This window comes from Ferrovibrio sp. (genome assembly GCF_025869515.1).
In the GTDB taxonomy this organism is placed as follows: Bacteria; Pseudomonadota; Alphaproteobacteria; order Ferrovibrionales; family Ferrovibrionaceae; genus Ferrovibrio.
In genome coordinates, this window is sequence record NZ_JAOZVR010000116.1 from 1 (window position 1) to 22243 (window position 22243).

General features: G+C 65.6%; 20 protein-coding genes and 1 pseudogene. 14 read left to right on the forward strand and 7 right to left on the reverse strand.

All coding sequences use genetic code 11. The features are described from left to right. Nucleotides 1–89: 89 nt before the first annotated feature. Nucleotides 90–644 carry a TlpA disulfide reductase family protein gene (locus OJJ21_RS20615; protein ID WP_297689407.1) on the reverse strand — a complete coding sequence of 185 codons (555 nt, stop codon included), beginning with the start codon at nt 642–644 and terminating at the stop codon, nt 90–92. 19 nt (nt 645–663) lie between these two features. Between OJJ21_RS20615 and argH the strand changes: the two genes are divergently transcribed. The 5 genes from argH (at nt 664) to OJJ21_RS20640 (ending at nt 6540) form a co-directional block, all read left to right on the forward strand. Beyond that, complete coding sequence (gene argH / locus OJJ21_RS20620) at nt 664–2115, forward strand: argininosuccinate lyase (RefSeq protein ID WP_297689409.1); 1452 nt, start codon at nt 664–666, stop codon at nt 2113–2115. Further along, nucleotides 2115–2264 (forward strand): hypothetical protein, encoded by a 150-nt coding sequence (locus tag OJJ21_RS20625; RefSeq protein WP_297689411.1) that lies wholly within the window; start codon nt 2115–2117, stop codon nt 2262–2264. The genes argH and OJJ21_RS20625 overlap by 1 nt, the downstream gene beginning before the upstream one ends. A gap of 18 nt (nt 2265–2282) precedes the next feature. After that, nucleotides 2283–3566, forward strand: coding sequence for a diaminopimelate decarboxylase (lysA, locus tag OJJ21_RS20630; protein WP_297689636.1), 1284 nt, complete (start codon nt 2283–2285; stop codon nt 3564–3566). Next, complete coding sequence (locus tag OJJ21_RS20635) at nt 3542–6064, forward strand: TIGR02302 family protein (protein ID WP_297689413.1); 2523 nt, start codon at nt 3542–3544, stop codon at nt 6062–6064. Before lysA ends, OJJ21_RS20635 begins: the two co-directional genes overlap by 25 nt. Nucleotides 6065–6138: 74 nt before the next feature. Beyond that, the gene (locus tag OJJ21_RS20640) at nt 6139–6540 is read left to right on the forward strand and encodes a VOC family protein (protein WP_297689415.1); all 402 of its coding nucleotides are present in this window, start codon (nt 6139–6141) and stop codon (nt 6538–6540) included. Nucleotides 6541–6642: 102 nt separating this feature from the next. On the opposite strand, the gene OJJ21_RS20645 is transcribed toward OJJ21_RS20640, so the two are convergent. The 3 genes and pseudogenes from OJJ21_RS20645 to OJJ21_RS24425 all read right to left on the reverse strand — a co-directional run. Beyond that, on the reverse strand, nt 6643–7017 hold the full coding sequence (locus OJJ21_RS20645; RefSeq protein ID WP_297689417.1) for a response regulator: 375 nt from the start codon (nt 7015–7017) through the stop codon (nt 6643–6645). A gap of 241 nt (nt 7018–7258) precedes the next feature. Further along, complete coding sequence (locus OJJ21_RS20650; RefSeq protein WP_297689419.1) at nt 7259–8089, reverse strand: FxLYD domain-containing protein; 831 nt, start codon at nt 8087–8089, stop codon at nt 7259–7261. An 18-nt stretch (nt 8090–8107) separates the two neighbouring features. Beyond that, nucleotides 8108–8206: pseudogene (locus tag OJJ21_RS24425) on the reverse strand (zinc-ribbon domain-containing protein); the annotation flags it as partial. A 140-nt stretch (nt 8207–8346) separates the two neighbouring features. On the opposite strand from OJJ21_RS24425, the gene ftsE reads away from it, so the two are divergent. The 7 genes from ftsE to OJJ21_RS20685 all read left to right on the forward strand — a co-directional run bounded on the left by ftsE (nt 8347) and on the right by OJJ21_RS20685 (nt 15483). Then, nucleotides 8347–9015: a cell division ATP-binding protein FtsE gene (ftsE, locus tag OJJ21_RS20655; protein WP_297689421.1), complete on the forward strand. Its 669-nt coding sequence runs from the start codon at nt 8347–8349 to the stop codon at nt 9013–9015. Further along, the gene (locus OJJ21_RS20660; RefSeq protein ID WP_297689423.1) at nt 9012–9896 is read left to right on the forward strand and encodes an FtsX-like permease family protein; all 885 of its coding nucleotides are present in this window, start codon (nt 9012–9014) and stop codon (nt 9894–9896) included. The genes ftsE and OJJ21_RS20660 overlap by 4 nt, the downstream gene beginning before the upstream one ends. A 23-nt stretch (nt 9897–9919) precedes the next feature. Further along, nucleotides 9920–10483: an HAD-IIIA family hydrolase gene (locus OJJ21_RS20665; protein ID WP_297689425.1), complete on the forward strand. Its 564-nt coding sequence runs from the start codon at nt 9920–9922 to the stop codon at nt 10481–10483. A gap of 12 nt (nt 10484–10495) precedes the next feature. Continuing rightward, complete coding sequence (locus OJJ21_RS20670) at nt 10496–11293, forward strand: YdcF family protein (protein ID WP_297689427.1); 798 nt, start codon at nt 10496–10498, stop codon at nt 11291–11293. Then, nucleotides 11293–12015, forward strand: a complete 723-nt coding sequence (locus OJJ21_RS20675) for a lysophospholipid acyltransferase family protein (protein WP_297689637.1) — start codon at nt 11293–11295, stop codon at nt 12013–12015. The genes OJJ21_RS20670 and OJJ21_RS20675 overlap by 1 nt, the downstream gene beginning before the upstream one ends. 207 nt (nt 12016–12222) lie before the next feature. After that, nucleotides 12223–14445: a methyl-accepting chemotaxis protein gene (locus tag OJJ21_RS20680; RefSeq protein WP_297689429.1), complete on the forward strand. Its 2223-nt coding sequence runs from the start codon at nt 12223–12225 to the stop codon at nt 14443–14445. 147 nt (nt 14446–14592) lie between these two features. Further along, nucleotides 14593–15483, forward strand: a complete 891-nt coding sequence (locus OJJ21_RS20685) for a DMT family transporter (protein ID WP_297689431.1) — start codon at nt 14593–14595, stop codon at nt 15481–15483. A gap of 143 nt (nt 15484–15626) precedes the next feature. Here OJJ21_RS20685 and OJJ21_RS20690 read toward each other — a convergent pair whose 3' ends face one another. Next, nucleotides 15627–16133: a hypothetical protein gene (locus OJJ21_RS20690; RefSeq protein ID WP_297689433.1), complete on the reverse strand. Its 507-nt coding sequence runs from the start codon at nt 16131–16133 to the stop codon at nt 15627–15629. A 158-nt stretch (nt 16134–16291) separates the two neighbouring features. On the opposite strand from OJJ21_RS20690, the gene OJJ21_RS20695 reads away from it, so the two are divergent. Continuing rightward, nucleotides 16292–17920, forward strand: coding sequence for an MFS transporter (locus OJJ21_RS20695; protein ID WP_297689434.1), 1629 nt, complete (start codon nt 16292–16294; stop codon nt 17918–17920). Nucleotides 17921–18064: 144 nt separating this feature from the next. Here the strand turns inward: OJJ21_RS20695 and OJJ21_RS20700 are convergent, their stop codons facing one another. Both OJJ21_RS20700 and OJJ21_RS20705 read right to left on the reverse strand, forming a co-directional pair. Further along, entirely contained in the window at nt 18065–18694 is a 630-nt protein-coding gene (locus OJJ21_RS20700; RefSeq protein ID WP_297689436.1) for a hypothetical protein, read from the reverse strand. Nucleotides 18695–18789: 95 nt separating this feature from the next. Beyond that, nucleotides 18790–19488: a hypothetical protein gene (locus OJJ21_RS20705; RefSeq protein WP_297689438.1), complete on the reverse strand. Its 699-nt coding sequence runs from the start codon at nt 19486–19488 to the stop codon at nt 18790–18792. Nucleotides 19489–19868: 380 nt separating this feature from the next. Between OJJ21_RS20705 and OJJ21_RS20710 the strand changes: the two genes are divergently transcribed. After that, nucleotides 19869–22217 carry an adenosylcobalamin-dependent ribonucleoside-diphosphate reductase gene (locus OJJ21_RS20710; protein WP_297689440.1) on the forward strand — a complete coding sequence of 783 codons (2349 nt, stop codon included), beginning with the start codon at nt 19869–19871 and terminating at the stop codon, nt 22215–22217. Nucleotides 22218–22243 lie beyond the last annotated feature (26 nt).

Genomic DNA, 22243 nt, shown 5'->3' on the forward strand with positions numbered 1-22243 from the left:
CCATCCGAACGTTCCGACGCTCTGACAGTTGGGATGGACCCTTGGGACAAGCCCAAGGGTGACGGTCTATCGCCTATTTCCCCGCGCCTCTATTTTTCGGCTATGGCCGCGTCGATCAGCCGGAGCGCATCGGGCTGGTCCCATTCCGCTCCGCCGATCAGGCGGCCGATTTCACGGCCCTGGCGGTCGAGCAGGATGGTGGTGGGCAGGCCGACGGTGCCCCAGGCGCGGCCGGATTTCATGCTGGTATCCAGCGCGGCCGGCAGGCGCCGCGCGCCGATCTCGCCGAGAAACCTCTCCACCTTGGCCCGGCCGGCGCGGTCCTGCGCCACCGGCAGCACAGTGAAGTCCGGGCCGCCGCGCAGGCCTTGCAGGCGGTCGAGCGCCGGCATTTCCTCGCGGCAGGGCACGCACCAGGTGGCCCAGAGATTGAGCAGCACCACCTTGCCCTTATAGGCGTCCAGGCTGGTCGGCCTGTCCTCGGGGTCGTGGAATTCGGCGGCGGCGACTGGCTTCCGCTCAGGCAAAACGCTAAATTTCCGCATCTCGCCCAGTCTAGGTAATTCCTGACGCGGGAGTTCGGCGGCAAAGGCGTTCTGCGCCAGAGCCAGACCCAACACCGTCATCACCAGAAACCGTTTCATACCCGCATTCATCCCGATCATGGCCGCACGCAAGATTTCAAATAAGAACAAGACGCCCCGGAAACAAGCCAACAGCATGTGGGGCGGGCGCTTTGCCGCAGGTCCGGCGGCGATCATGACCGAGATCAACGCCTCGATCCGCTTCGACCGCAGGCTGTACCGCCAGGATATCCGCGGGTCGCTGGCGCATTGCCGCATGCTGGTGCGACAGGGTCTCATTTCCGCCGCCGAGGGCAAGCGGATCCAGGCCGGACTGGAGACAATTCTGCGTGAGATCGAGGCCGGCAAGTTCCGGATCGATCCGGCGCTGGAAGACATCCACATGCATGTGGAGGCGCGGCTGGCCGAACTGATCGGCAAGCCGGCCGGCCGGCTGCACACCGCGCGCTCGCGCAACGACCAGGTGGCGACCGATTTCCGTCTCTGGGTGCGCGATGCCATTGACCGCATCGATGCCGGGCTGCTCGACCTGCAGCAGACCCTGCTGCGCCGCGCCGAGGACTATGCCGCGACGGTGATGCCAGGATTTACCCACTTACAAGCCGCGCAGCCGGTCACCTTCGGCCATCATCTGCTCGCCTATGTCGAGATGGTGGGGCGCGACCGCGGTCGCCTGAACGACGCCCGCGCCCGCCTGAACGAAAGCCCGCTGGGCGCCGCCGCATTAGCCGGCACCTCGCTGCCGATCGACCGCGAGAGCACAGCGAAGGAGCTGGGCTTCGCGCGGCCGATGGCCAATTCGCTGGATGCGGTGGCCGACCGCGACTATGCGCTGGAATTCCTCTCGGCGGCGGCGATCTGCGCCGTGCATCTGTCGCGTCTTGCCGAAGAGATCGTGATCTGGACCAGCGCCCAGTTCCGCTTCATCACGCTCAGCGATGCCTTCACCACCGGCTCGTCGATCATGCCGCAGAAGCGCAATCCCGATGCCGCCGAACTGGTGCGCGGCAAGGTGGGGCGCATCGTCGGCAGCCTGAATGCCCTTCTCATCACCATGAAGGGCCTGCCGATGACCTACGGCAAGGACATGCAGGAAGACAAGGAGCCGACGTTTGACGCGGTCGACAGCCTGGAACTCTGCATCGCCGCCACGGCGGGCATGATCGCCGACCTGAAGGCCAATGCGGCGCGCATGCAGGAGGCCGCCGGCGAAGGCTACACCACCGCCACCGACCTGGCCGACTGGTGCGTGCGCAGGATCGACATGCCGTTCCGCCAGGCGCATCACGTCGCCGGCAGCCTGGTGAAGATCGCCGAGCAGCAGGGCAAACCGCTGGAGGCGCTGACGCTGGCCGAGATGCAGTCGGTCGAGAAACGCATCACCAAAGACATCTTCGCCGTGCTGGGCGTGCAGAATTCGGTGAAGAGCCGCGTCTCCTATGGCGGCACCGCGCCCGGCAACGTCAGGAAGCAGGTGGCGCGCTGGCGCAGGCAGCTTGCGCAGGATGCTAAAAAGCGGGACAAAGCCTGATGCGCGCCAAGGCCGCCATCCTGCTGCTGATCCTTGCCTGCACCGGCCTTGCCGCCTGCGGCCGCAAGGACGTGCCGGACTATCCGCCCGACACCGTCGACCGTCCGGGCGTCAATCCGCCGCGCCGCGACACCATCCGCTATTACTGAGATTCCGTCATGACCGGATTGCCCTGGTTCGCCTACCGTAACGGCGTACTGCATGCCGAAAGCGTGCCGCTCGACCATATCGCCGCCGAAGTCGGCACCCCGGCCTATGTCTACAGCACGGCGGCGCTGACCGACCGCTATACCAGCCTGGCCGAAGCCTTTGCCGGCCTGCCGGTGCTGATCGCCTATGCGATGAAGGCCAATGCCAACCTGGCCGTGCTGCGCCATTTCGGCTCGCTCGGCGCCGGCGCCGACGTGGTGTCGGCCGGCGAGCTGCAGCTCGCCATGAAGGCCGGCATCGCGCCGGGCAAGATCATCTTCGCCGGTGTGGGCAAGACCAGGGCCGAGATGGCACTGGCGCTGAAGGCCGGCAACACCGGCATCGCGCAGTTCAATGTCGAATCGGAACCCGAGCTGGACGCATTGTCTGCGGTCGCCAGCGGCCTGGGCGTGCAGGCGCCGGTGGCGATCCGCATCAATCCCGATGTGGATGCCAAGACGCACAAGAAGATCACCACCGGCAAGGCCGAGAACAAGTTCGGCATTTCCTATCGCCGCGCCCGCGAGGTCTATGCCCATGCGGCAAAGCTGCCCGGCATCAGGATCACCGGCGTGCATGTGCATATCGGCAGCCAGCTGACCGATCTGGCGCCCTATGAGGATACCTTTGTCCGGCTGGCCGAGCTGGTGACCGCACTGCGCGCCGACGGACACGACATCCGCCGCATCGACCTGGGCGGCGGCATCGGCATCACCTATGACGACGAGACACCGCCCGATCCGCGCGACTATGCCGCCCTGGTGCGCAAATACATCGCGCCGCTCGGCTGCGAGATCGCGCTGGAGCCGGGTCGTTATCTCGTCGGCAATGCCGGACTGCTGCTGACCGCCGTGACCTTTGTGAAGCCGGCCGAAGGCAAGTCATTCCTGATCCTCGATGCCGGCATGAACGACCTGATCCGCCCGGCGATGTATGAGGCGTTTCATCGCATCGTGCCCGTAAAAGCGCCAAATCCCGACGCCCCGGTTGCACCGGTGGATATCGTCGGCCCGGTTTGCGAGAGCGGCGACACCTTTGCCGAAGACCGCCCGATGCCGCCGGTCGATGACGGAGATTTGCTCGCCATCCTGTCGGCGGGTGCGTATAGTTCCTCCATGGCCTCGACCTACAATGCCCGGCCGCTGGCCCCGGAGGTTCTGGTTCATGGCGACAGGTTTGCCATTGTTCGGCGCCGCCCTAGCATCGATGAGATGACGGCTCTGGAGACCCAGCCGGTATGGCTCAGCGAGGCGAAGGCGTAACCACCACCGAAACTCTACCGGCCCAGTCGATGCTGGCGCCGCATGTGGAGCGTCGCCTCAGCTTTGCCCGCGCTGCCCTGTTCTGGGAGCGCTTCTGGCCGGCGCTGATGCCGGCCGCCGCCGTGCTCGCCGTTTTCCTCATTCTCGCCGGTTTCGATGTCTGGCGCTTCCTGCCGGTCTGGCTGCACTGGCTGGCGCTCGCCGGCTTTGCCGCCGCGCTCGGCGCCGCATTGTGGCATGAACTGCGGTTTCTGCGCTGGCCCGGCCGCGCCGATGCCATGCGCCGGCTGGAGCGCGTCAACCTGCTCGACCACCGGCCGCTGGAGGCCGCCGCCGATACGCTGGCCGCCGAACAGCAGGATCCGATCGCCCGCGCGCTGTGGGCCCTGCACCGCCAGCGCGCGCTCGCCCGGCTCGCCACCGTGCGCGTCGGCACGCCGGAAGCCGGCTGGTGGCGCAAGGATGTCTGGGGCTTCCGTGCCGCGCTTGGCCTGCTGCTGATCGTGGCCTGGGCCAGCCCGGGCGAGGACCGCAGGCAGCGGCTGGCCGATACGCTCAATCCCGGCACCGCGCTGGCGCCCGGCGCCCTGCTGGCGGTGGAAGCCTGGATCACCCCGCCGCCCTATACCGGCAAGGCGCCGCTGTTCCTGACCCGCGACGGCAAACCGGTTCCGGTGGCCGCCAGCCAGCCAGCCGGTGCCACGACATTGATCGTGCCGACCGGCAGCCTGCTGAAACTGCGGCTGGCCGCGCCGCCGGCCGGCTTCAGCGTCCGCCTCGGCAAGAGCGAACAGCCGCTGCAGGCAATCGACGAGCGCAACGGCGAACTCGATCTCGCCATCGACCTGGCGCAGGGCGAGACGCCGGTGCTGAGCCTGATGCGGCGCGACAAGACGTTCGCCGAATGGCCGCTGCGGGTAATCCCGGACCGCGCGCCGCTGATCCGCTTCGCCGACGATCCCACAACCGGCAAGCGCCCCGAACTGGAGGTCGCCTTCGGCGCCGAGGACGATTACGGCGTGCAGCAGGTGCGCATCGAGATGATGCGCGACGGCGCCGAGAAAACCGAGACGGTGGACTGGCCGACGCCGCCGGTCGGCGCCGGTGCCATCCAGGACAAGCAGAATTTCGATTTCACGTCGCATCCCTGGGCCGGGCTGCAGGTGGCGATGACGCTGGTCGCCACCGATGCCATCGGCCAGACCGGGCGCAGCGACAGCGTCACCGTAACGCTGCCGGCGCGCCGCTTCACCCACCCGGTCGCCAGGGCCATCGTGGAGCAGCGCCGCGAGCTGGCGCTGAAGCCGGGCCAGTGGCAACGCGTGGTGACCGCCCTGCGGGCCCTGAGCCTGGCGCCGGAACGCTATCGCGAGGATTACACCGCCCATCTCGGCCTGCGTCTGTCGGCCGCGCGGCTGAACCTCAACCGCCGCGCGGAGTCGGTGGCCGCCGTGCAGGACCTGCTGTGGCAGACCGCGCTGCATATCGAGGAAGGGCGCAAGACGCAGACCGACCGCGACTTCCAGGCGCTGATGGACAAGCTGCAGGATGCGCTCGACCGCAATGCGGATGACGCGGAAATCCAGAAGCTGATGCAGGAGATGCGCGAGGCGATGAATCGCATGCTCGAGCAGATGATGCAGGATGCGATGGAACGGCTGGCGCGCGGCGAGGAGCCGGAAGAGCTGGGCGAGGATGAGGAAGCCCTCAGCGACGAAGACATGCAGGACATGATGGATCGCGCCGAGGACATGGCGAAGATGGGCGACCGCGACCAGGCCCGCGAGATGCTGCAGCAGATGCAGCGCATGATGGAGGCGATGAAGAACGGCCGCATCGCCAGGATGCCGGAAGGACGGCAGCAGGGGCAGCGCGGGCAGCGGGGCCAGCGCGGCCAGGGCCAGACCGGCCAGATGATGCAGGAACTGGGCGACATGCTGCGCCAGCAGCAGCAGTTGCTCGACCGCAGCTTCCGCCGCAGCCAGCAGTATGGCCGCGGCGACGGCCAGCAGCGCGGCGAGAACGAGGCCGATGCGCGGCAGCAGGAAGAGCTGCGCCGCAAGCTGGGCGAGATGATGAACCGGCTGGGCGAACGCGGCATGCCGCTGCCCGACCAGCTGGGCAAGGCCGACCGCGCCATGCGCGATGCGCGTGAATCCCTGCGCCGCGGCGAGCCTGGCGAGGCGATGCAGGGCCAGACCGATGCGCTGGACCAGATGCGCCAGGGCCTGAACCAGATGCAGCAGGCGCAGCGCGGCAATCCCGACGGCCAGGCACCCTCGGCCGATGCGCGGCAGAACCAGCGCAATCAGGTGCGCGATCCATTGGGCCGCAACACCACCGGCTACGAGAATGCCGGCGAAGCCACCCAGGTGCCCGACATGGCGCCGGTGGAACGCGCGCGGCGCATCCTGGAAGAACTGCAGCGCCGCGCCGGCAACCGCGAACGCGCGCCGCTGGAGCTGGATTACCTCGAGCGCCTGCTGCGGCGGTTCTGAGCGCAATTCGTCACGGACACTCACCGATAGGCAGACTGAATACTCGCTTTCGCGAGTGTGACGATTTCAATAATATGCGCACCATGATCGACAGCCTCGACCATCTGGTGCTGACCGTGCGCAATATCGATGCCACGCTGCGCTTCTACGCAGACGCACTGGGCATGCAGCCGGTGCGCTTCACGGCGAAGGACGGCACGGAGCGCGTGGCGCTCGGCTTCGGCCGGCAGAAGATCAATCTGCATCAGGCCGGCCGCGAATTCGAACCCAAGGCGGCAGCGCCGCTGCCGGGCAGCGCCGATCTGTGTTTCCTGACCGCCCAGCCGGTGGCGAAGGTGATGGCGCAGCTGCAGGCGCAGGGCATCGCCATCCTCGAGGGGCCGGTGCAGCGCACCGGCGCGACCGGACCGATCCTGTCGGTCTATATCCGCGACCCGGACGGCAACCTGATCGAAATCAGCAACAGCATAGCCTGATCGTCACCCCGGCCGCAGCGCAGCGGAGAGCCGGTGTCCCGTTTCGACAAGAGATAAAAAAATGGGATTCCCGCTTTCGCGGGAATGACGGCAGGTGAAGGCTCAATCCGCCGGCTGGCGCGCGCCGAGCGCACGCTCCACGGCGGCATTGAGGTCGACCATGCTGAAGGGCTTTTGCAGGATCGGCGCCAGGCTGCCGATATCGTTGGCGCGGCGGCGCGGCGGCGGCGCGTAGCCCGACATCATCAGCACCGGCAGTTTGGGATAATCGCGCGCCACCTTCAGCGACAGTTCGACGCCATCCATGTTGGGCATCGCCACATCGGTGAGCAGCAGGTCGAAGGGCATGCGGGCAAGTTTGACAACGGCTTCGGCGCCGTCGCTGACCGCAACGACATCATGCCCGCGCTGTTCGAGCACCCGCCGGATGAATTCGCGCACCGGCACTTCGTCTTCGGCGACCAATATCCGCGCCATTCACCCTCGCCGACGGCTGCCGTGTCACAAGGCAGTTTTATGCCCGTCGACAGCCACCTGTTCTGGAATCAGCTTGGCCAAATACATACGCAGGCCGGCAAATATGCAGGGCCGGCATCCGCATGCGCCGGCTGTCATATTATTACCCCAGAGGGTTAAAAAAAGATACGTGCATCATGGCCCGGCCGGGCAACTGGCGGCTGCACCACCGCTGTCCGATCAGGGCCCGATCAGGGCCCGATCAGGGTACGGGCTGGCTGGCGAAGGCGACCTCGAGGTCGGTGACCTCGTCTTTGGGGGCCGGCAGCTGCGCATTGAAGCTGAGTTTTTCGCCGGCAGCGATGGTGCCCTGCTCCAGCTTGATGGTGAAAGCGCCCAGGTCCTGGCCGTTCGCCCCGCGCATGGCGATGCGGATGGCCGGCAGGATGCGCTCCTCGCCGCCCACATTCGCCACCTCGCCCGAGACCGTGACCCTGGTCTGGCCGGCATCGAGCACGGTGGAGGATTTCAGATTGTGCAGCTCCAGCCCGAGCCACTCCGCCGCCTCGACCGGAATGCCGAGCTGTTCATACAGCTTGGCCAGCGGCGGATAGAAGGCGACCAGCTCGACGCGCTTTTCATAGCCGCCGCCGATCACGCCGCCGAGCAGGGCAAACAGCAGCAGCCAGCCGAGCCAGGCCCAGGAGCGCGGCTTTTTCGGCTTGGACGGCGGACGCTGCACGCCGGCTTCGGCCAGACGGGCGCGGCGGCGGTTGAGCGCCTCGTCGGGGTCTTCCTCGCCGGCATGGGATAGCGGCTCGTCGAGCGGCGGATGCAGCGGCGGGCGGTCCAGCTCGCGGTCGAGCAGGTCGTCGTCGAAGCCGGTGATGCGCGGCGGCGGCGGGGCCAGGTCGGGCGGGTCGAGATCCAGGTCAGGCAGCGGCGGCGGTGACGGCGGCGGCGGCGGCTTGCCGCCGGGCGGCGGCGGCGGCACCCAGTCGTCCTCGGCCGCGGCGGCCGCGGCGGCGGCCATCTGCTCCAGCACCGAGGGCACCGGCTTGGCGGCGGCCGGTTCCGGCGCGGGTTCCGGCAATGGCGCCTGCTGCCAGACATTCCGGCAGACCGAACAACGGACTTTTCGCGGCGCGGCGCCAAATGTGGGGGGGTCGACCTGGAAACGGGTCGCGCAGGCTGGGCAGGTGAGGATCATGCCTGAAATCTGCCTGAAGCCAGTCCTTTTGCGTTTCCGGATGCTTTCCCTTATAGGACGGACAGGGCCGCGGAGGCAACCCTACTGCCCCGCAAGATATTGGCGCGCAAGGCGTTAAGAGAATCGGAGGAGACTCGAGCGTGGTGCGGTTCCAGAACGTCGGGATGCGGTACGGACCGGGGCCGGAAGTGCTGCGAGACGTCAGTTTCGAGCTCGGCACCGGTTCGTTCCATTTCCTGGCCGGCCCCAGCGGCGCCGGCAAGACCTCCCTGCTCAAGCTGCTGTACCTGGCGCTGCGCCCGAGTCGCGGCCTGATCAGCATGTTCGGACAGGATGTTTCGACCGCCAGCCGCGCCGCCCTGCCGATGCTCCGCCGACGGATCGGCGTGGTTTTCCAGGATTTCCGCCTGCTCGACCATCTCAGCGCGCTCGACAACGTGGCTTTGCCGCTGCGCATCGCCGGCGCCGACGAGCGCAAGGCGCGCGAGCATGTCATCGAACTGCTGACCTGGGTCGGGCTGGGCGACCGGCTCGAGGCGCGGCCGGCGACGCTGTCGGGCGGCGAGAAGCAGCGCGTGGCGATTGCCCGTGCTGTCATTGCAAGGCCAAGCCTCTTATTGGCGGACGAGCCGACCGGCAATGTCGATCCCGACATGGCGCAGCGTCTGATGTATCTGTTCGTCGAGCTGAACAAGCTCGGCACCGCCGTGGTGCTGGCGACGCATGACACGCATCTGCTGGACCAGTTCCGCTTCCCGGTGATGCGGCTGCGCGCCGGGCAGCTGCTGATCGACCGGAATGCGTCATGAGCCGGCGCAAGGCGATCTCCGACCTGCAGCTGGAAGCGGATTCGTCCGCGCGGTTCCTGCCCTGGGCTCTGGCGGTGATGGTGTTCCTCGCCGCATTGGCGCTGAGCGGCGCGCTGGCACTGGACGGCACCATCGAGGGCTGGCGCCGCGGCGTGGCGGCCAAACTCACCGTGCAGATCGCCGACCGGCCGGGCCAGCCGATGCAGCCGCGTCTGGACGCGGCGATGGCCGCGCTGCGCGGCGTGCCCGGCATCGCCGGGGCGCAGATCATCGACCGCCGCGCGGTGCAGGCCCTGCTGCAGCCCTGGCTCGGCAGCGCGGCGCTGCAGGCCGACCTGCCGCTGCCCGGCCTGATCGACGTGACGCTGAGCGACACTGCCGCGCTGTCCGTCGACGCATTGAGTGCGCGGCTGCAGGCCGCCGTGCCGGGCGCGCGCATCGACGATCCCAAACCCTGGCTCGACCGCCTCGTTCAACTGGGCCGCCTGTTGCAGAGCCTGGGCGGCGGCATCGTGCTGCTGGTCGGACTCGCGGCGGCCGCCATGGTGATCTTCGCCACCCGCGCCGGCCTGGCCGCCAGGCACGATACCATCGAGCTGCTGCATCTGATCGGCGCCGAGGACGGTTATATCGCGCGACAGTTCCAGCGCCATGTCGCCAGCCAGGCTTTGCGCGGCGGTGTCATCGGCGCGGCGCTGGCGGCAGCGGTGCTGATCGGCATCCAGCTGCTGGCCGGCGGCGTCGGCACCGGGCTGCTGCCGGGCCTGCACCTGGTCTGGTGGCACTGGCTGCTGCTGCCGGTGCTGCCGCTGGGTGCCGCCGCGCTGGCGATCCTCACGGCGCGCTGGACGGTACTCGGCGAACTGCGTTCAATGTTGTAAGACGAAAGCATGCTGATTCTGCCATGCTGATACTTTTGGACCGCGACGGCGTCCTGAACCAGGACTATCCCGACGATTACGTGAAATCGCCGGCGGAACTGATCATGCTGCCGCATGTCGGCAAGGCGGTGGCGCGGCTGAATGCGCGCGGCTGGCCGGTGGCGATCTGCACCAACCAGGCCTGCATCGGCAAGGGCATCATCGACGAAGCCATGCTGGGCCGCATCCACGATACCCTGTTCGATCATCTGGCGCGCGACAATGCCAGGATCGATGCGCTGTTCTTCGCGCCCGACCCGCCCTGGGCGCAGACCGACCGGCGCAAGCCCGGCCCAGGCATGCTGCGCGAGGCGATGACGCGCTTCCGCAAGACGCCGGCCGAGACCGTGTTCATCGGCGACAGTGTCACCGACCTGCAGGCCGGCGCCAGCGCCGGCGTGCGCCGCATCCTGGTGCGCAGCGGCAAGGGCGCGCGAACCCAGGCGAACGGCATTCCGCCCAACCTGCTGCCGGTGACGGTGGCGGAAGACCTGGGCGATGCCGTGGACCGCCTGCTTGCCGATTCAACCCCGCCGACCACAGCCTGAGACGGAAGCGCGATGGCCCGCACAGACGACGATGCCCCCTCCCCCTTCCTCGCCCGCATCCGGCGCTGGCTGATCCTGCTGGCGACGCTGCTGCTGCTCTGGCTCGGCGGCGGCATCGCCTATGTCGAGCGCGTGGAATCGCTGCCGGCGCCCAATGACACACGCACCGATGCCATCGTGGTGCTGACCGGCGGCGCCGCGCGCATGGGCACGGCGCTCCGCCTGCTGCATGAAGAGAAAGCCGAGCGGCTGCTGGTCTCGGGCGTGGCGCAGACGACGACCCGCGCCTCGCTGTTGCAGGCCGTGCTGCCGACCATGCCTGATGCGGCGCAGGCCGCCAGCAACTGGCAGGGCATCGACCTGCAATTGCTGTTCGAATGCTGCGTCGATCTCGGCTTCGAGGCCGATGACACGGCGGGCAATGCCGCCGAAACGGCGAGCTGGGCGGCGGCGCGCGGCTACAAGACGATCCGGCTGGTGACCGCGAATTACCACATGCCGCGCGCGCTGGTCGAATTCGGCCGCTATCTGCCCGGCATGACCATCATTGCCCATCCGGTGCGCTCGGATGCCATGCGGGTGGAGGATTGGTGGCAGCGCCGCACCGCCACCTTCTTCCTGCTCGGCGAATACAGCAAATACGTCGCCGCGCTGCTGCGCGCCCATCTCGGCAACCAGCTGGAAGCGACGATAGAGCAGAAACACACTGGCGAGCAGAAGCAGACCGGTGAGCAGAAGCCGCAGATCGTGCCGGTACAGCCGCTGCCCGGGCAGCCGGATGCCGAACCGAAGAAGGATGCAGCGCAGTGATGCTGCTGCGTTCGATCCTGTTCCAGACGGCCTTCCTGGGCTGGAGCACGCTGGTCGCGCTCTATGCGCTGATCCCGCTGGCGCTGGGCAACCGCCAGCAGCTGTTCGGCATCGGCGGCGTCTGGTCGGACGGCATCAACATCCTGCTGCGCCTGCTCTGCGGCATCGAGATCCGCATCGAAGGCGCCGAGCATATTCCGGCCGGCCCGGCGATGATCGCGGCCAAGCACCAGTCGCTGTGGGACACCGCCATCGTGCTGCGGCTGTTTCGCGGACCCGCCATCGTGATGAAGCAGGAGCTGCTGCGTATCCCGATCTACGGCGCGCTGTGCCGCGCGCAGGGCATGATCGCGGTCGACCGCGACGGCGGCGCCAAGGCGCTCAAGGCCATGCTGAAGGATGCACGGGCCGCAGCCGCCGAGGGCCGCAAGATCCTGATCTTTCCGCAGGGCACGCGCACGCGGCCCGGCGAGCATGTGCCCTACCAGCCCGGCGTGGCGGCGCTGTATCGCGACCTGAAACTGCCGGTCGTACCGGTGGCGCTGAATTCCGGCTTCTTCTGGCCCAAACATGGCGTGCGGCGCCGGCCCGGCACCATCGTGCTGCGTTTCTTAGCCCCGATTCCGGCCGGGCTGGATCGCGACACCTTCATGAAAGAGCTGGAAACCCGCATCGAAAGCGCCAATGCGACGCTGGAGGCGGAGACGCGGGCGCTGCTCTAAGCCGCTGCGCTTCCGGATATCCTCAGGCCGGCGGCGACGCGCATCGAAGCGTTAAAATATTCACACCCTGCCGGGTATTTACCCGGCCACCCACCCGCAAAAGCCGATGCTAATCGGAAAGTAATTATCGCCGGCACCGGGGCTTACCCTAAAGAAAAGTGAGAAAGCCAACGTGATTTCTGCGATTGGCGCCCGGGGACCATTCAAATGACATTCGCGTCTGCTTCTGATGACCTTGCGACCACCGCGCAGCAAGGCAAGCGCTCATGGTTTGGAATCGGGCCGCGGATCGCGCTTGGCGTGGCGGCGCTGGTTGCCTTTGAAGCCATCATTTATTCGGCCACCTCCATCTACGAACTGACCACCTCGATTGAAGACGAGGCCGGTCAGCGTATGGAACTGTCGGCGCTGGCGGCGAAAGACCGGTTCCAAGCCATTGCTGCGGTCACCAAATCCTACGCCGAAATCTACAGCCGCCACGGCGACATCGTGCGTGCACTGGCCGCCGGGGATACAGCTGCGCTGGAAACATTCCTCGTACCGGAAACCACGCGCCTGCGCGGACTCGACTCCGCGGTTGCCGCAGTTGAAATCACCGATGCCAAGGGCATTGTGGTCATGCGCGGTCATAACCCGAAGTCCAAAGGCGACAACAAAGCCAAGGTGACAACGGTGGCGGGGGCCCTGCAGGGTCGCACGACGGCGGCATGGATAGTCTCACCGACTTCCAAGGAGCTTGCCCAGGAAACGGTGGCGCCGATCAAGCATGGCGACGCCATCATCGGCACTGTGAAAATCGGCAGCTACGTGCGGGATAATACCGCAAAGCGCATTGCCGATGCCGCCCGCATGGGCGTTGCCTTCTTTGTCGATGGCAAGCAGACCGGGCGTTCGGGTGATCACCTCAAGGACTGGATTCCGTCCGATATGTCGCCACTGTCGCTGACGCGCGACAGCTTCGGCCGCACGCAGATCGCCGGAACCAACTATGATGTGGCCTATATCCCGCTGCTCGATGACCAGGGAAAACTGCTGCTGACCACAGCCCTGCTTAGCAGCCGGTCTACCATCGAGGCGGCTCTGTCGACCCAGTTGCAGCACAGTATTCTGCTCGGCATCGGCGTAACCATCGTATTCGTGAGCATTGCGCTGATGTTTGCTCTCTCTGTTGCCCGCCCGGTATCCCGCCTGACCGGCCGCATGAACGAACTGGCCGGCGGCGACGAGACGGTGGAAATCCCCGACACCAGGCGTAGCGACGAACTTGGCGCCATGGCCCAGGCCTTGCTGGTTTTCCGCGACGGGATCGCCCAGAAGAAGCGACTGGAAAGCGAAGCGGCAACAGCGCGGATCGCAGCCGACGCGGCGCGGGCAGAGCGTGAAGCGCGCGAAACGGCAGCGGGGCGCGAAATCGCTGCCCTTTGCGACCAGATTTCCAACGGCAACCTGACGGGCCGTATCTCCGAATCCGGCAAGGAGGGTTTCCTGCTTGATGTCAGCCGCCAGCTTAACACGCTTGCCCAGACACTCGACGGCGTGACTGGCGAGGTCGCCGGCGTGATCACCGGCCTGGCCGATGGCGACCTGCGCCGGCAGGTGCAGGGCGCGTATAATGGTGTTTTCGGCAAGCTAAAGGACGGCGCCAACGGGACTTCGGCCAAGCTGCGCGACTTCGCGTCCCAGCTCGGCAGTGCCGCCGACGACGTGAACCGGGCAGCAGCCGAGATTGCTGAAATCAGCAATGAACTCGGCAGCCGGACCGCCGCGCAGGCCTCCACCCTGGAAGAAACAGCGGCGGCGATGCATGAAATCACCACAACCGTGAAGCAGAATGCCGATTTCGCCCAGAATGCCAGCCAGCTTTCGGCCAGCGCGAGCGCCAAGGCAGACGAAGGCGGCGCCGTGGTGGGAGACGCGGTCACTGCCGTCAACGATATCGAGAGCAGCGCGCGCAGGATCAGTGAAATCGTGTCGCTGATCGACGAGATTGCCTTCCAGACCAACCTGCTGGCGCTGAATGCCTCGGTCGAGGCCGCCCGTGCCGGTGAAACCGGCAAGGGATTTGCCGTGGTGGCCCAGGAAGTGCGCGCGCTTGCCCAACGATCCGCCAATGCTTCCAAGGACATCAAGTCACTGATCGCAGAATCCAACAGCAAGGTGAAATCCGGTGCCACGCTGGTGAACCAGACCGGCGCCTCGCTGGCGGAAATCGTCACTGCCATCAAGAAAGCCTCCGACATTGTGGCCGATATTGCTGCCGGCAGCCGCGAACAGGCCACAGGGGTCGAACAGGTGAACCAGGCCATCAACAGCATGGACGAGGCCACGCAGCGCAATGCCGCAATGGTCGAGGAGAGCAGCGCTGCGGCACAGACGCTGGCGACCCAGGCCCAGCAGCTCTCCCAGTTGGTACGATTCTTCAAATCCTGATCGCACACGGCGCCAAGCCGCCGCTGCAGCAAGCCTGTCCACCTGGCAAAGGGCGGGCCCGGCCGGCAATTGTCCGCATTGTCATCATGGGGTTTCGCCTGACCGCATGGCACTGTCGCTCCCTGCTGACAGGACAGGCGAGGGATCGTGGAACGGACAGCCATCGACCGGAGCGCCGGCTGGGGTCCCGGCTGGGCGCATGGACTGCTGGGCGTGATCATCTTCAGCGGATCGCTGCCGGCGACGCGCGTGGCGGTGGCCGATTTCCCGCCGGTGTTTCTCACCTCGGCAAGGGCCGTCATCGCCGCACTGCTGGGTGCCGCCTTCCTGCTTGCGCTGCGCCAGCCGCGCCCGGCCCGCAGCGACCTGGTTTCGCTGACTGTGGTGTCCATCGGCGTGGTGATCGGCTTTCCGCTGCTGACCGCGCTGGCGCTGCAGCATATCACCGCCGCCCATTCCATCGTCTTCATCGGGCTGCTGCCGCTCGCCACCGCGATCTTCGGCGTGCTGCGCGGCGGCGAACGGCCGAAGGCGGCCTTCTGGCTGTTCTCCGTGCTGGGCGCCGCCACCGTCTCGGCCTTTGCGCTGTCGCGCAGCGGCGACGGCAATGCCGCGACCGCCGGCGCCCTGCTGATGGTGGGCGCCATCCTGCTCTGCGGCCTGGGCTATGCCGAGGGTGCCACGCTGTCGCGCCGGCTCGGCGGCTGGCAGGTGATCTCCTGGTCGCTGCTGCTCTCGCTGCCGCTGATGGCGGCCGTGATGCTCTGTGACCTGCCGGTCAGCTGGAGCGGCATCGGCCTGCCGGCCTGGATCGGACTGGGCTATGTCTCGGTGTTCAGCATGCTGGTGGGCTTCATCTTCTGGTATCGCGGCCTGGCGCTCGGCGGCATCGCCCGCGTCGGCCAGCTGCAGCTGCTGCAGCCCTTCATGGGCCTGGTGCTGGCCGCTCTCTTCCTCGGCGAGCCGATTGCCTGGACGATGATCGCCGCCACGGCTGTCGTCGTCGGCTGCGTGGCGGGCGCGAAGCGGTTTTCGTGAGCGGGCGCTGCGCGTCACCCCGGGCTTGACCCGGGGTTCCATTGTTCCGGGCAATTGGTTGTTTCCGGGCAAACGGGATTCCGCTTTCGCGGGAACGACGACGGGCAACATGGTGACGGCGACAAGACACGCTGCCGGTGCCGCTACTGTCGTGCCTGGGTGCTTCCGGCCTGGGTGCTCTCGGCCTGGATGCCTTCCGCCCAGCGCCGGAAGGCATGCACGTCGTCCTCGAATTGCGCACGGCTGACATTGGCGACAGCGAAGACCTGGCCGCGCTCCGCATGCGATTCCGCGTAAGGATTGGCCGCATCTATCTCGACCCCGATATCGCCGTCCCTTGCCCCTAGCTTCAGCACGAAGCAGTCGCGGTCGGGATGCTCGCGGTGCATGTCCGAGGTCAGACAGAGCCAGGCGGCACCCATGGCCAGCGCATTCGCCTCGGCGCCGCCCCTGAGATGGTCGCCGGCCTCTAGGCTGTTGGCCAGCATGTCCCACATCTGCAGCCGGAAGGCGGCGGGCGGCAGGCCGGACTTGGCCATCATGCGGGTGGCCATCGTGCTGAAATGCAGGGCGTCCGCCACCTGCATCTCGAACTGCAGGTCGCCGAGACCGTACTGGATGGCGAAGGCATAGGATCGGCCGGGACTCATCGGCGTCGAGCTTAGCGCTTTTGCCGCATATCCCGCCACATCCCGCCGCTCATATTACAGGCGCCGCTGCTTGTTGCGGAGTCACGCTGCGCTATACTTCCGGCAGGCAGGAAACCTCCACCGCAACGCCCGGATTTTCAGGGCAGATATCCCAGCGCATGAACGCAGCTCCGGTCGGCACCTTCGCCCCGTTCCAGCACAGAACCTTCCGGCTGTTCTGGACCGCCTCGCTGATTTCCAATATCGGCGTGCTGGTGCAGACCATCGGCGCCAGCTGGGTGATGATGACCATCAGCGGCTCGGCCGGCCTGGTTGCACTGGTGCAGAGCATGAATGCGCTGCCGGTGATGCTGTTCGCCCTGGCGGCCGGCGCGCTGGCCGACAATTTCGACCGGCGCCTGATCATGCTCGGCGCCCAGGCGGCCATGCTGGCCTTCACTTTGCTGCTGGCGGCGGCCGTCTATTTCGACTGGGTCACGCCCTGGCTGCTGCTCGGCCTGACCTTCCTGATCGGCACCGGCTCCGCGGTGAACAGTCCCTCCTGGCAGGCCAGCATCCGCGACACGGTGCCGCGCGACACGATTTCGGCGGCGGTGACGCTCAACAACATGGGCTTCAACGTCACCCGCAGCATCGGCCCGGCCATCGGCGGCACCATCGTGGCCAGCCTGGGCATCAGCCTCGCCTTCCTGTTCAACGCCTTCACCTACCTGCCCATCCTCTGGGTGCTGGCGAAATGGCGGCCGGATGTCGCCAAGCCGGACCTGCCGCGCGAGGGTTTCCTGAGCGCGATGTCGGCCGGGCTGCGCTATGTCGCGATGTCGCCGAATATCCTGATCGTGCTGTTCCGCACCATCCTGTTCAGTGCCTGCGCCGTCTCCGTGCTGGCGCTGCTGCCCGTCGTCGCCCGCGACCTGCTGGGCGCCGGCGCGCTGACCTATGGCGGTCTGCTCGGCACCTTCGGCCTCGGCGCCATCCTCGGCGCCTTCGTCAGCGGCCGCATCCGGCAGCGCATGGTGGACGAAACGGTGGTCCGCATCTGCTGCCTGGTTTTCCTCGCCGCCACCGTCGCGCTGGGCCTGAGCGACCAGATCCTGCTGAGCTACCTGGTGCTGATTCCGGCCGGGGCCTGCTGGGTGATCACGCTGTCGCTGTTCAACATCTCGGTGCAGCTTTCGACGCCGCGCTGGGTGGTCGGCCGCGCCATCGCGCTCTACCAGATGACAAATTTCGGCGGCCTGGCCATCGGCAGCTGGCTCTGGGGCGCGCTCGCCGATGCGCAGGGCGTGTCGACCGCGCTGGTCGCCGGCGGCTCAAGCCTGCTGCTCTGCGCCATCGCCGGCCTGCGCTTCAGGGTGCCGACGGTCGTCTCGGTCGACCTCGATCCGCTCGGCCAGTTCGAGGCGCCGGCCACCGAACTGGATATCAAGGCGCGCAGCGGACCGATCTTCGTCATGATCGAATACCGCATCCGGCAGGAGGATATCCCCGACTTCCTGCGCGCCATGACCATCCGCCGCCGCATCCGCCTGCGCGACGGCGCCCAGCGCTGGGCGCTGCTGCGCCATGTGGAGGAGCCGGAGCGCTGGACCGAGTCCTATCATGTGCCGACCTGGCTGGAATACATCCGGCACAATTCGCGGCGCACCAAGGCCGATGCCGAGGTGATGGCGCAGCTGCGCCGGCTGAACCAGGGCGAGCCGCCGCGTGTGCATCGCTGGATCGAACGGCAGACGGTGCCGCCGACCGAGGACATCACGCTGAAGAGCGCGACGGAATTTCATTGAGGGCGCGGCCCCAGCCCCTTCATAAAGAATCTGCAGCCCCCATCGAAAGCGCCAATGCGGCGATGGAGGCAGAGACGCGGGCGATTGAATAATCGACTGATTACTCTGACTTACAAAAAATGTCATCGCCCTCATACGCCTCAGCTAGTTATCCTCCCCGACTAGGCGTCGAAATGCAGCTTCAAGTTCTTTCAGCGCCTGCTTTATCTCACCGTCAACTTTGCTCTCCACCTCACCCCAAACTTTCATGGGCGCAATCGCATTCGGAGAATCTACCATCAAGGCGAACATATTTCCCGCAGTCACAAGACTCTGATTAATATCTTCCAATTTTGCCGCAGTTTCTTGGGGGACAAATATTACATTCCCCATATAAGCAGTTCTGAATTTCTGATGCGCCGCGCGCAATTCCTTGAAGCGCTCTTGCCGCGACGGCGCCCCTGTCGCTTCAAACGAGTTCACGTATGCCTTTAGGCAATCGTAAACTTCTCGCAGCGTTGCATAGATGTCGGCAAGAATATTAGCGCGCTTTTCATGGAGCCGCTGGAAGCGGAACTCTCTTTCCGCGGCTGCAATTCGGATATCAGAACGTATCCTCTCTAGTTCTTTGTCGGCCTCTGCCTTAAGAGAAATTTTCATCGACTCAAGGCGCTCGCTATATTGAGCCTGAATTTTCGCCTTAATCCGTTCGGAGATATATGTCCGCAAAACAAACACAACAAAGCCAGACGTGAGCAGCGAGATTGCCGCGCTTAAAAGTAAATTCTGCATCATTCACCCCCCTTTTCTACTTATACCTTGTTATATCTTTCGGGTTTTGAGATCGCTTGGGGCTTTAAAGCACATATGGATTGTCGCCAACTAAACCACTACGTTACCGCTTTAAGCATGAAGCTCTGCACCACAGCCGAATAGAGTTCCGAATCTGGGAATACCCCCAGTCTGCGCAGCTCATTTGTGGTCTTCTCGAACTTGTCGATGTTTGGAGGGGACTCATGGGCAAGTGCGTCTAGCTCGTCCGCGATCTTTAATACGGCCTCTTCATCTGCCTGCATTTCTTCAGCCGATGGCATTCTTGATCCCGAGCGGACGCGGAACGTTGCTGTGCGTCGGATATAGTCAGAAAGCCCACCCACCGCCGCTTGTCGCAACGAATGGGCAATTCGGTCAGCGGTCTGAATGTCGCCAGTTACGACAAGCTCCTGGTGATAGCGCCTAAGATCGCCGATAAGCCTGCGCGCCAACAATTCTGATGCCAGCAATCGATCAACCCGGCGACGGTTCCGATCCGTGCTGGTCGTCAACTCGCCCTCGACAGCCGCACTGCGTCCGCGTTTCCTGTCTAGCACTGCTGCATCAGCCGAGAGCTTCGCCTCTTGAACGCTTGACGAAAGACCCTGTCGAAACGTCTTAGCGCCGACCTGCTGGCTATCGGCAACATACCAAGCGAAACGCCCTTCTGGGTTTGGCTGCTCAAAGGCGGTTCCGATGAGATTGTCACCAAAGAAACGAACCCAATGCGGGCCGACATGGTGCAGGCCGTTCTCGTATCGCTTCCAATCCTTCATCGCCTTGCCCTCTTATTTACGTCGCGACAAAATTACTCTATTTTCGTCACGACGTAAATGGCAAAAATCTGACAGGCTCCCATTAAGCTAGATGTGGTGTGACCTTCGTTTAGTGATCAAGTCCGATCAAGTCCGCCCTGTGCATAACCCGGGATAACTCGGCAACACCCCCTTGCAGATCGCGGGGATAACCCCGATTTATCAGCCGTTACAACATATTGTTGGCCGCACCCCGGTTGATCAATCTGTAGAAACCTTTCGGGAACATTACACTGGACTCTCGGCCCTCGGGCGATAGAGTCAGCCTGAGCTTTTCCAGCGGCGCGGACCCAGTTTCTCACTGGCCTTGCGCCGCTTTCCGTCTGTCCAGGGTTTGTCCGATGTCGCCGATTGCACCGATTTCCCAGCAGATCTGGGACATGAAATACCGCTTCAAGGGGCCGGACGGCGCGCCGGTGGACCAGACGATTCCCGATACCTGGCATCGCATCGCCGCAGCACTTTCGCAGGCCGAGAGCGATCCCGCCGCACATGAACCGGCCTTCTTCGAGGCCTTGCAGGATTTCCGCTTCCTGCCGGCCGGGCGCATCGTCGCCGGCGCCGGCACCGCGCGCAAAGTCACGCTGTTCAACTGCTTCGTCATGGGCACGGTGCCCGACGACATGGGCGGCATCTTCGAGCATCTGAAGGAAGCTGCGCTGACCATGCAGCAGGGCGGCGGCATCGGCTACGACTTCTCGACCCTGCGGCCGCGCGGCGCGCCGGTGAAGGGCGTGGGCGCCGATGCCTCGGGGCCGCTGTCGTTCATGGATGTGTGGGACGCGATGTGCCGCACCATCATGTCGGCCGGCAGCCGGCGCGGCGCCATGATGGCCACCCTGCGCTGCGACCATCCCGATATCGAGGCCTTCATCGAGGCCAAGCGCGAGGCCAACCGGCTGCGCATGTTCAATCTCTCGGTGCTGGTGACCGACGCCTTCATGGCGGCCGTGAAGCAGAACCTGCCCTGGGAGCTGAGCTTCAACGGCACCGCCTTCCGCACCGTGCAGGCGCGCGAGCTGTGGGACAAGATCATGCGGGCGACCTATGCCTATGCCGAGCCCGGCGTGATCTTCATCGACCGCATCAACACGCGCAACAACCTGCATTACTGCGAGACGATCAGCGCCACCAATCCCTGCGGCGAGCAGCCGCTGCCGCCCTACGGCGCCTGCCTGCTCGGCTCGATCAACCTGGCGCGGCTGGTGCAGCACCCGTTCGAAGCGGATGCGGCGCTCGACCTCGATCTGCTCGACGACCTGACGCGCCGCGCCGTGCGCATGATGGACAACACCATCGACGTCTCCAATTTCCCGCTGCCGCAGCAGGAAGCCGAGGCGCGCAACAAGCGCCGCATCGGGCTGGGCATCACCGGGCTCGCCGATGCGCTGATCATGGTGGGCGCGCGCTACGGCTCGGCCGCCTCGATCAAGCTGATCGAGACCTGGATGAAGCGGCTGCAGCGCGCCGCCTATCTGGCCTCGGTCGATCTGGCCCGCGAAAAAGGCGCCTTCCCGCTGTTCGACCGCGACCAGTATCTCGCCGGCGAGAGCATCCGCGAACTGGATGCCGACGTGCGCGACGCGATTACCGAACATGGCATCCGCAACGCGCTGCTGACCTCGATCGCGCCGACCGGCACCATCTCGCTGTTCGCCGACAATATCTCGTCCGGCCTGGAGCCGGTGTTCAGCTTCACCTATACCCGCACCGTGCTGATGCCCGATGGGTCGCGCCGGCAGGAGGAAGTCAGCGACTATGCCTATCGGCTCTATCGCCAGCTCAAGGGCGATAACGCGCCGCTGACCGAGGCTTTCGTCGATGCGCAGGGCCTGGCGCCGGCCGACCATGTGCGCGTGCAGGCCGCCGTGCAGAAATATATCGACAGCTCGATCTCCAAGACCATCAACGTGCCCGAGGAGATCGATTTCGAGAGCTTCAAGGACATCTACCTGATGGCCTATGAGCAGGGCTGCAAGGGCTGCACCACCTATCGCCCGAACGACATCACCGGCTCGGTGCTGACGGTGAAGAAGGACGAGAAGAAGCCGGCCGCCGCTGAAGCCTCGCAGGCCGAACTGCCGCTGATGCCTCTGGCCAAGCCGGTGCAGGTGATGAAGCCGCGCGATCCGCTCGCCGCCGGCGGCGTGATCTACATGACCAAGCCGCTGGACCGCCCGGAAGCCCTGCCCGGCCGCACCTACAAGATCACCTGGCCGGATTCCGAACACGCGATGTATATCACGCTGAACGACATCCTGCAGGACGGCCGCCTGCGGCCCTTCGAGGTGTTCGTCAATTCGAAGAATACCGAACACTATGCCTGGACGGTGGCGCTGACCCGCATGATCTCGGCGGTGTTCCGGCGCGGCGGCGACGTGTCCTTCGTGGTCGACGAGCTGAAGGCGGTGTTCGATCCGCGCGGCGGCCACTGGATGGGCGGCAAGTATGTGCCCTCGCTGCTGGCCGCCATCGGCGGCGTGATCGAGCAGCATCTGATCGAGATCGGCTTCATGGCCGATCCGGACAACCAGCGCGAGGAACGCGCCGTGCTGGCGCTGGCCGCCAATGCGGAAAGCCCCAAGCCGCTGTCCGGCCTGCGCCAGTGTCCGAAATGCGGCCAGCCCGGCCTGATCAAGTCCGAGGGTTGCGACACCTGCACCTCCTGCGGCTATAGTAAGTGCGGATAAGGAAGCGCCTGCCGCACGCGTAAAGC

Coding starts and splice junctions, on each gene's coding strand:
- OJJ21_RS20615 (WP_297689407.1), bottom strand. CDS start 644: ATGAAACGGTTTCTGGTGATGACGGTGTTGGGTCTGGCTCTGGCGCAG.
- argH (WP_297689409.1), top strand. CDS start 664: ATGGCCGCACGCAAGATTTCAAATAAGAACAAGACGCCCCGGAAACAA.
- OJJ21_RS20625 (WP_297689411.1), top strand. CDS start 2,115: ATGCGCGCCAAGGCCGCCATCCTGCTGCTGATCCTTGCCTGCACCGGC.
- OJJ21_RS20635 (WP_297689413.1), top strand. CDS start 3,542: ATGGCTCAGCGAGGCGAAGGCGTAACCACCACCGAAACTCTACCGGCC.
- OJJ21_RS20640 (WP_297689415.1), top strand. CDS start 6,139: ATGCGCACCATGATCGACAGCCTCGACCATCTGGTGCTGACCGTGCGC.
- OJJ21_RS20645 (WP_297689417.1), bottom strand. CDS start 7,017: ATGGCGCGGATATTGGTCGCCGAAGACGAAGTGCCGGTGCGCGAATTC.
- OJJ21_RS20660 (WP_297689423.1), top strand. CDS start 9,012: ATGAGCCGGCGCAAGGCGATCTCCGACCTGCAGCTGGAAGCGGATTCG.
- OJJ21_RS20665 (WP_297689425.1), top strand. CDS start 9,920: ATGCTGATACTTTTGGACCGCGACGGCGTCCTGAACCAGGACTATCCC.
- OJJ21_RS20670 (WP_297689427.1), top strand. CDS start 10,496: ATGGCCCGCACAGACGACGATGCCCCCTCCCCCTTCCTCGCCCGCATC.
- OJJ21_RS20675 (WP_297689637.1), top strand. CDS start 11,293: ATGCTGCTGCGTTCGATCCTGTTCCAGACGGCCTTCCTGGGCTGGAGC.
- OJJ21_RS20680 (WP_297689429.1), top strand. CDS start 12,223: ATGACATTCGCGTCTGCTTCTGATGACCTTGCGACCACCGCGCAGCAA.
- OJJ21_RS20690 (WP_297689433.1), bottom strand. CDS start 16,133: ATGAGTCCCGGCCGATCCTATGCCTTCGCCATCCAGTACGGTCTCGGC.
- OJJ21_RS20695 (WP_297689434.1), top strand. CDS start 16,292: ATGAACGCAGCTCCGGTCGGCACCTTCGCCCCGTTCCAGCACAGAACC.
- OJJ21_RS20700 (WP_297689436.1), bottom strand. CDS start 18,694: ATGATGCAGAATTTACTTTTAAGCGCGGCAATCTCGCTGCTCACGTCT.
- OJJ21_RS20705 (WP_297689438.1), bottom strand. CDS start 19,488: ATGAAGGATTGGAAGCGATACGAGAACGGCCTGCACCATGTCGGCCCG.
- OJJ21_RS20710 (WP_297689440.1), top strand. CDS start 19,869: ATGTCGCCGATTGCACCGATTTCCCAGCAGATCTGGGACATGAAATAC.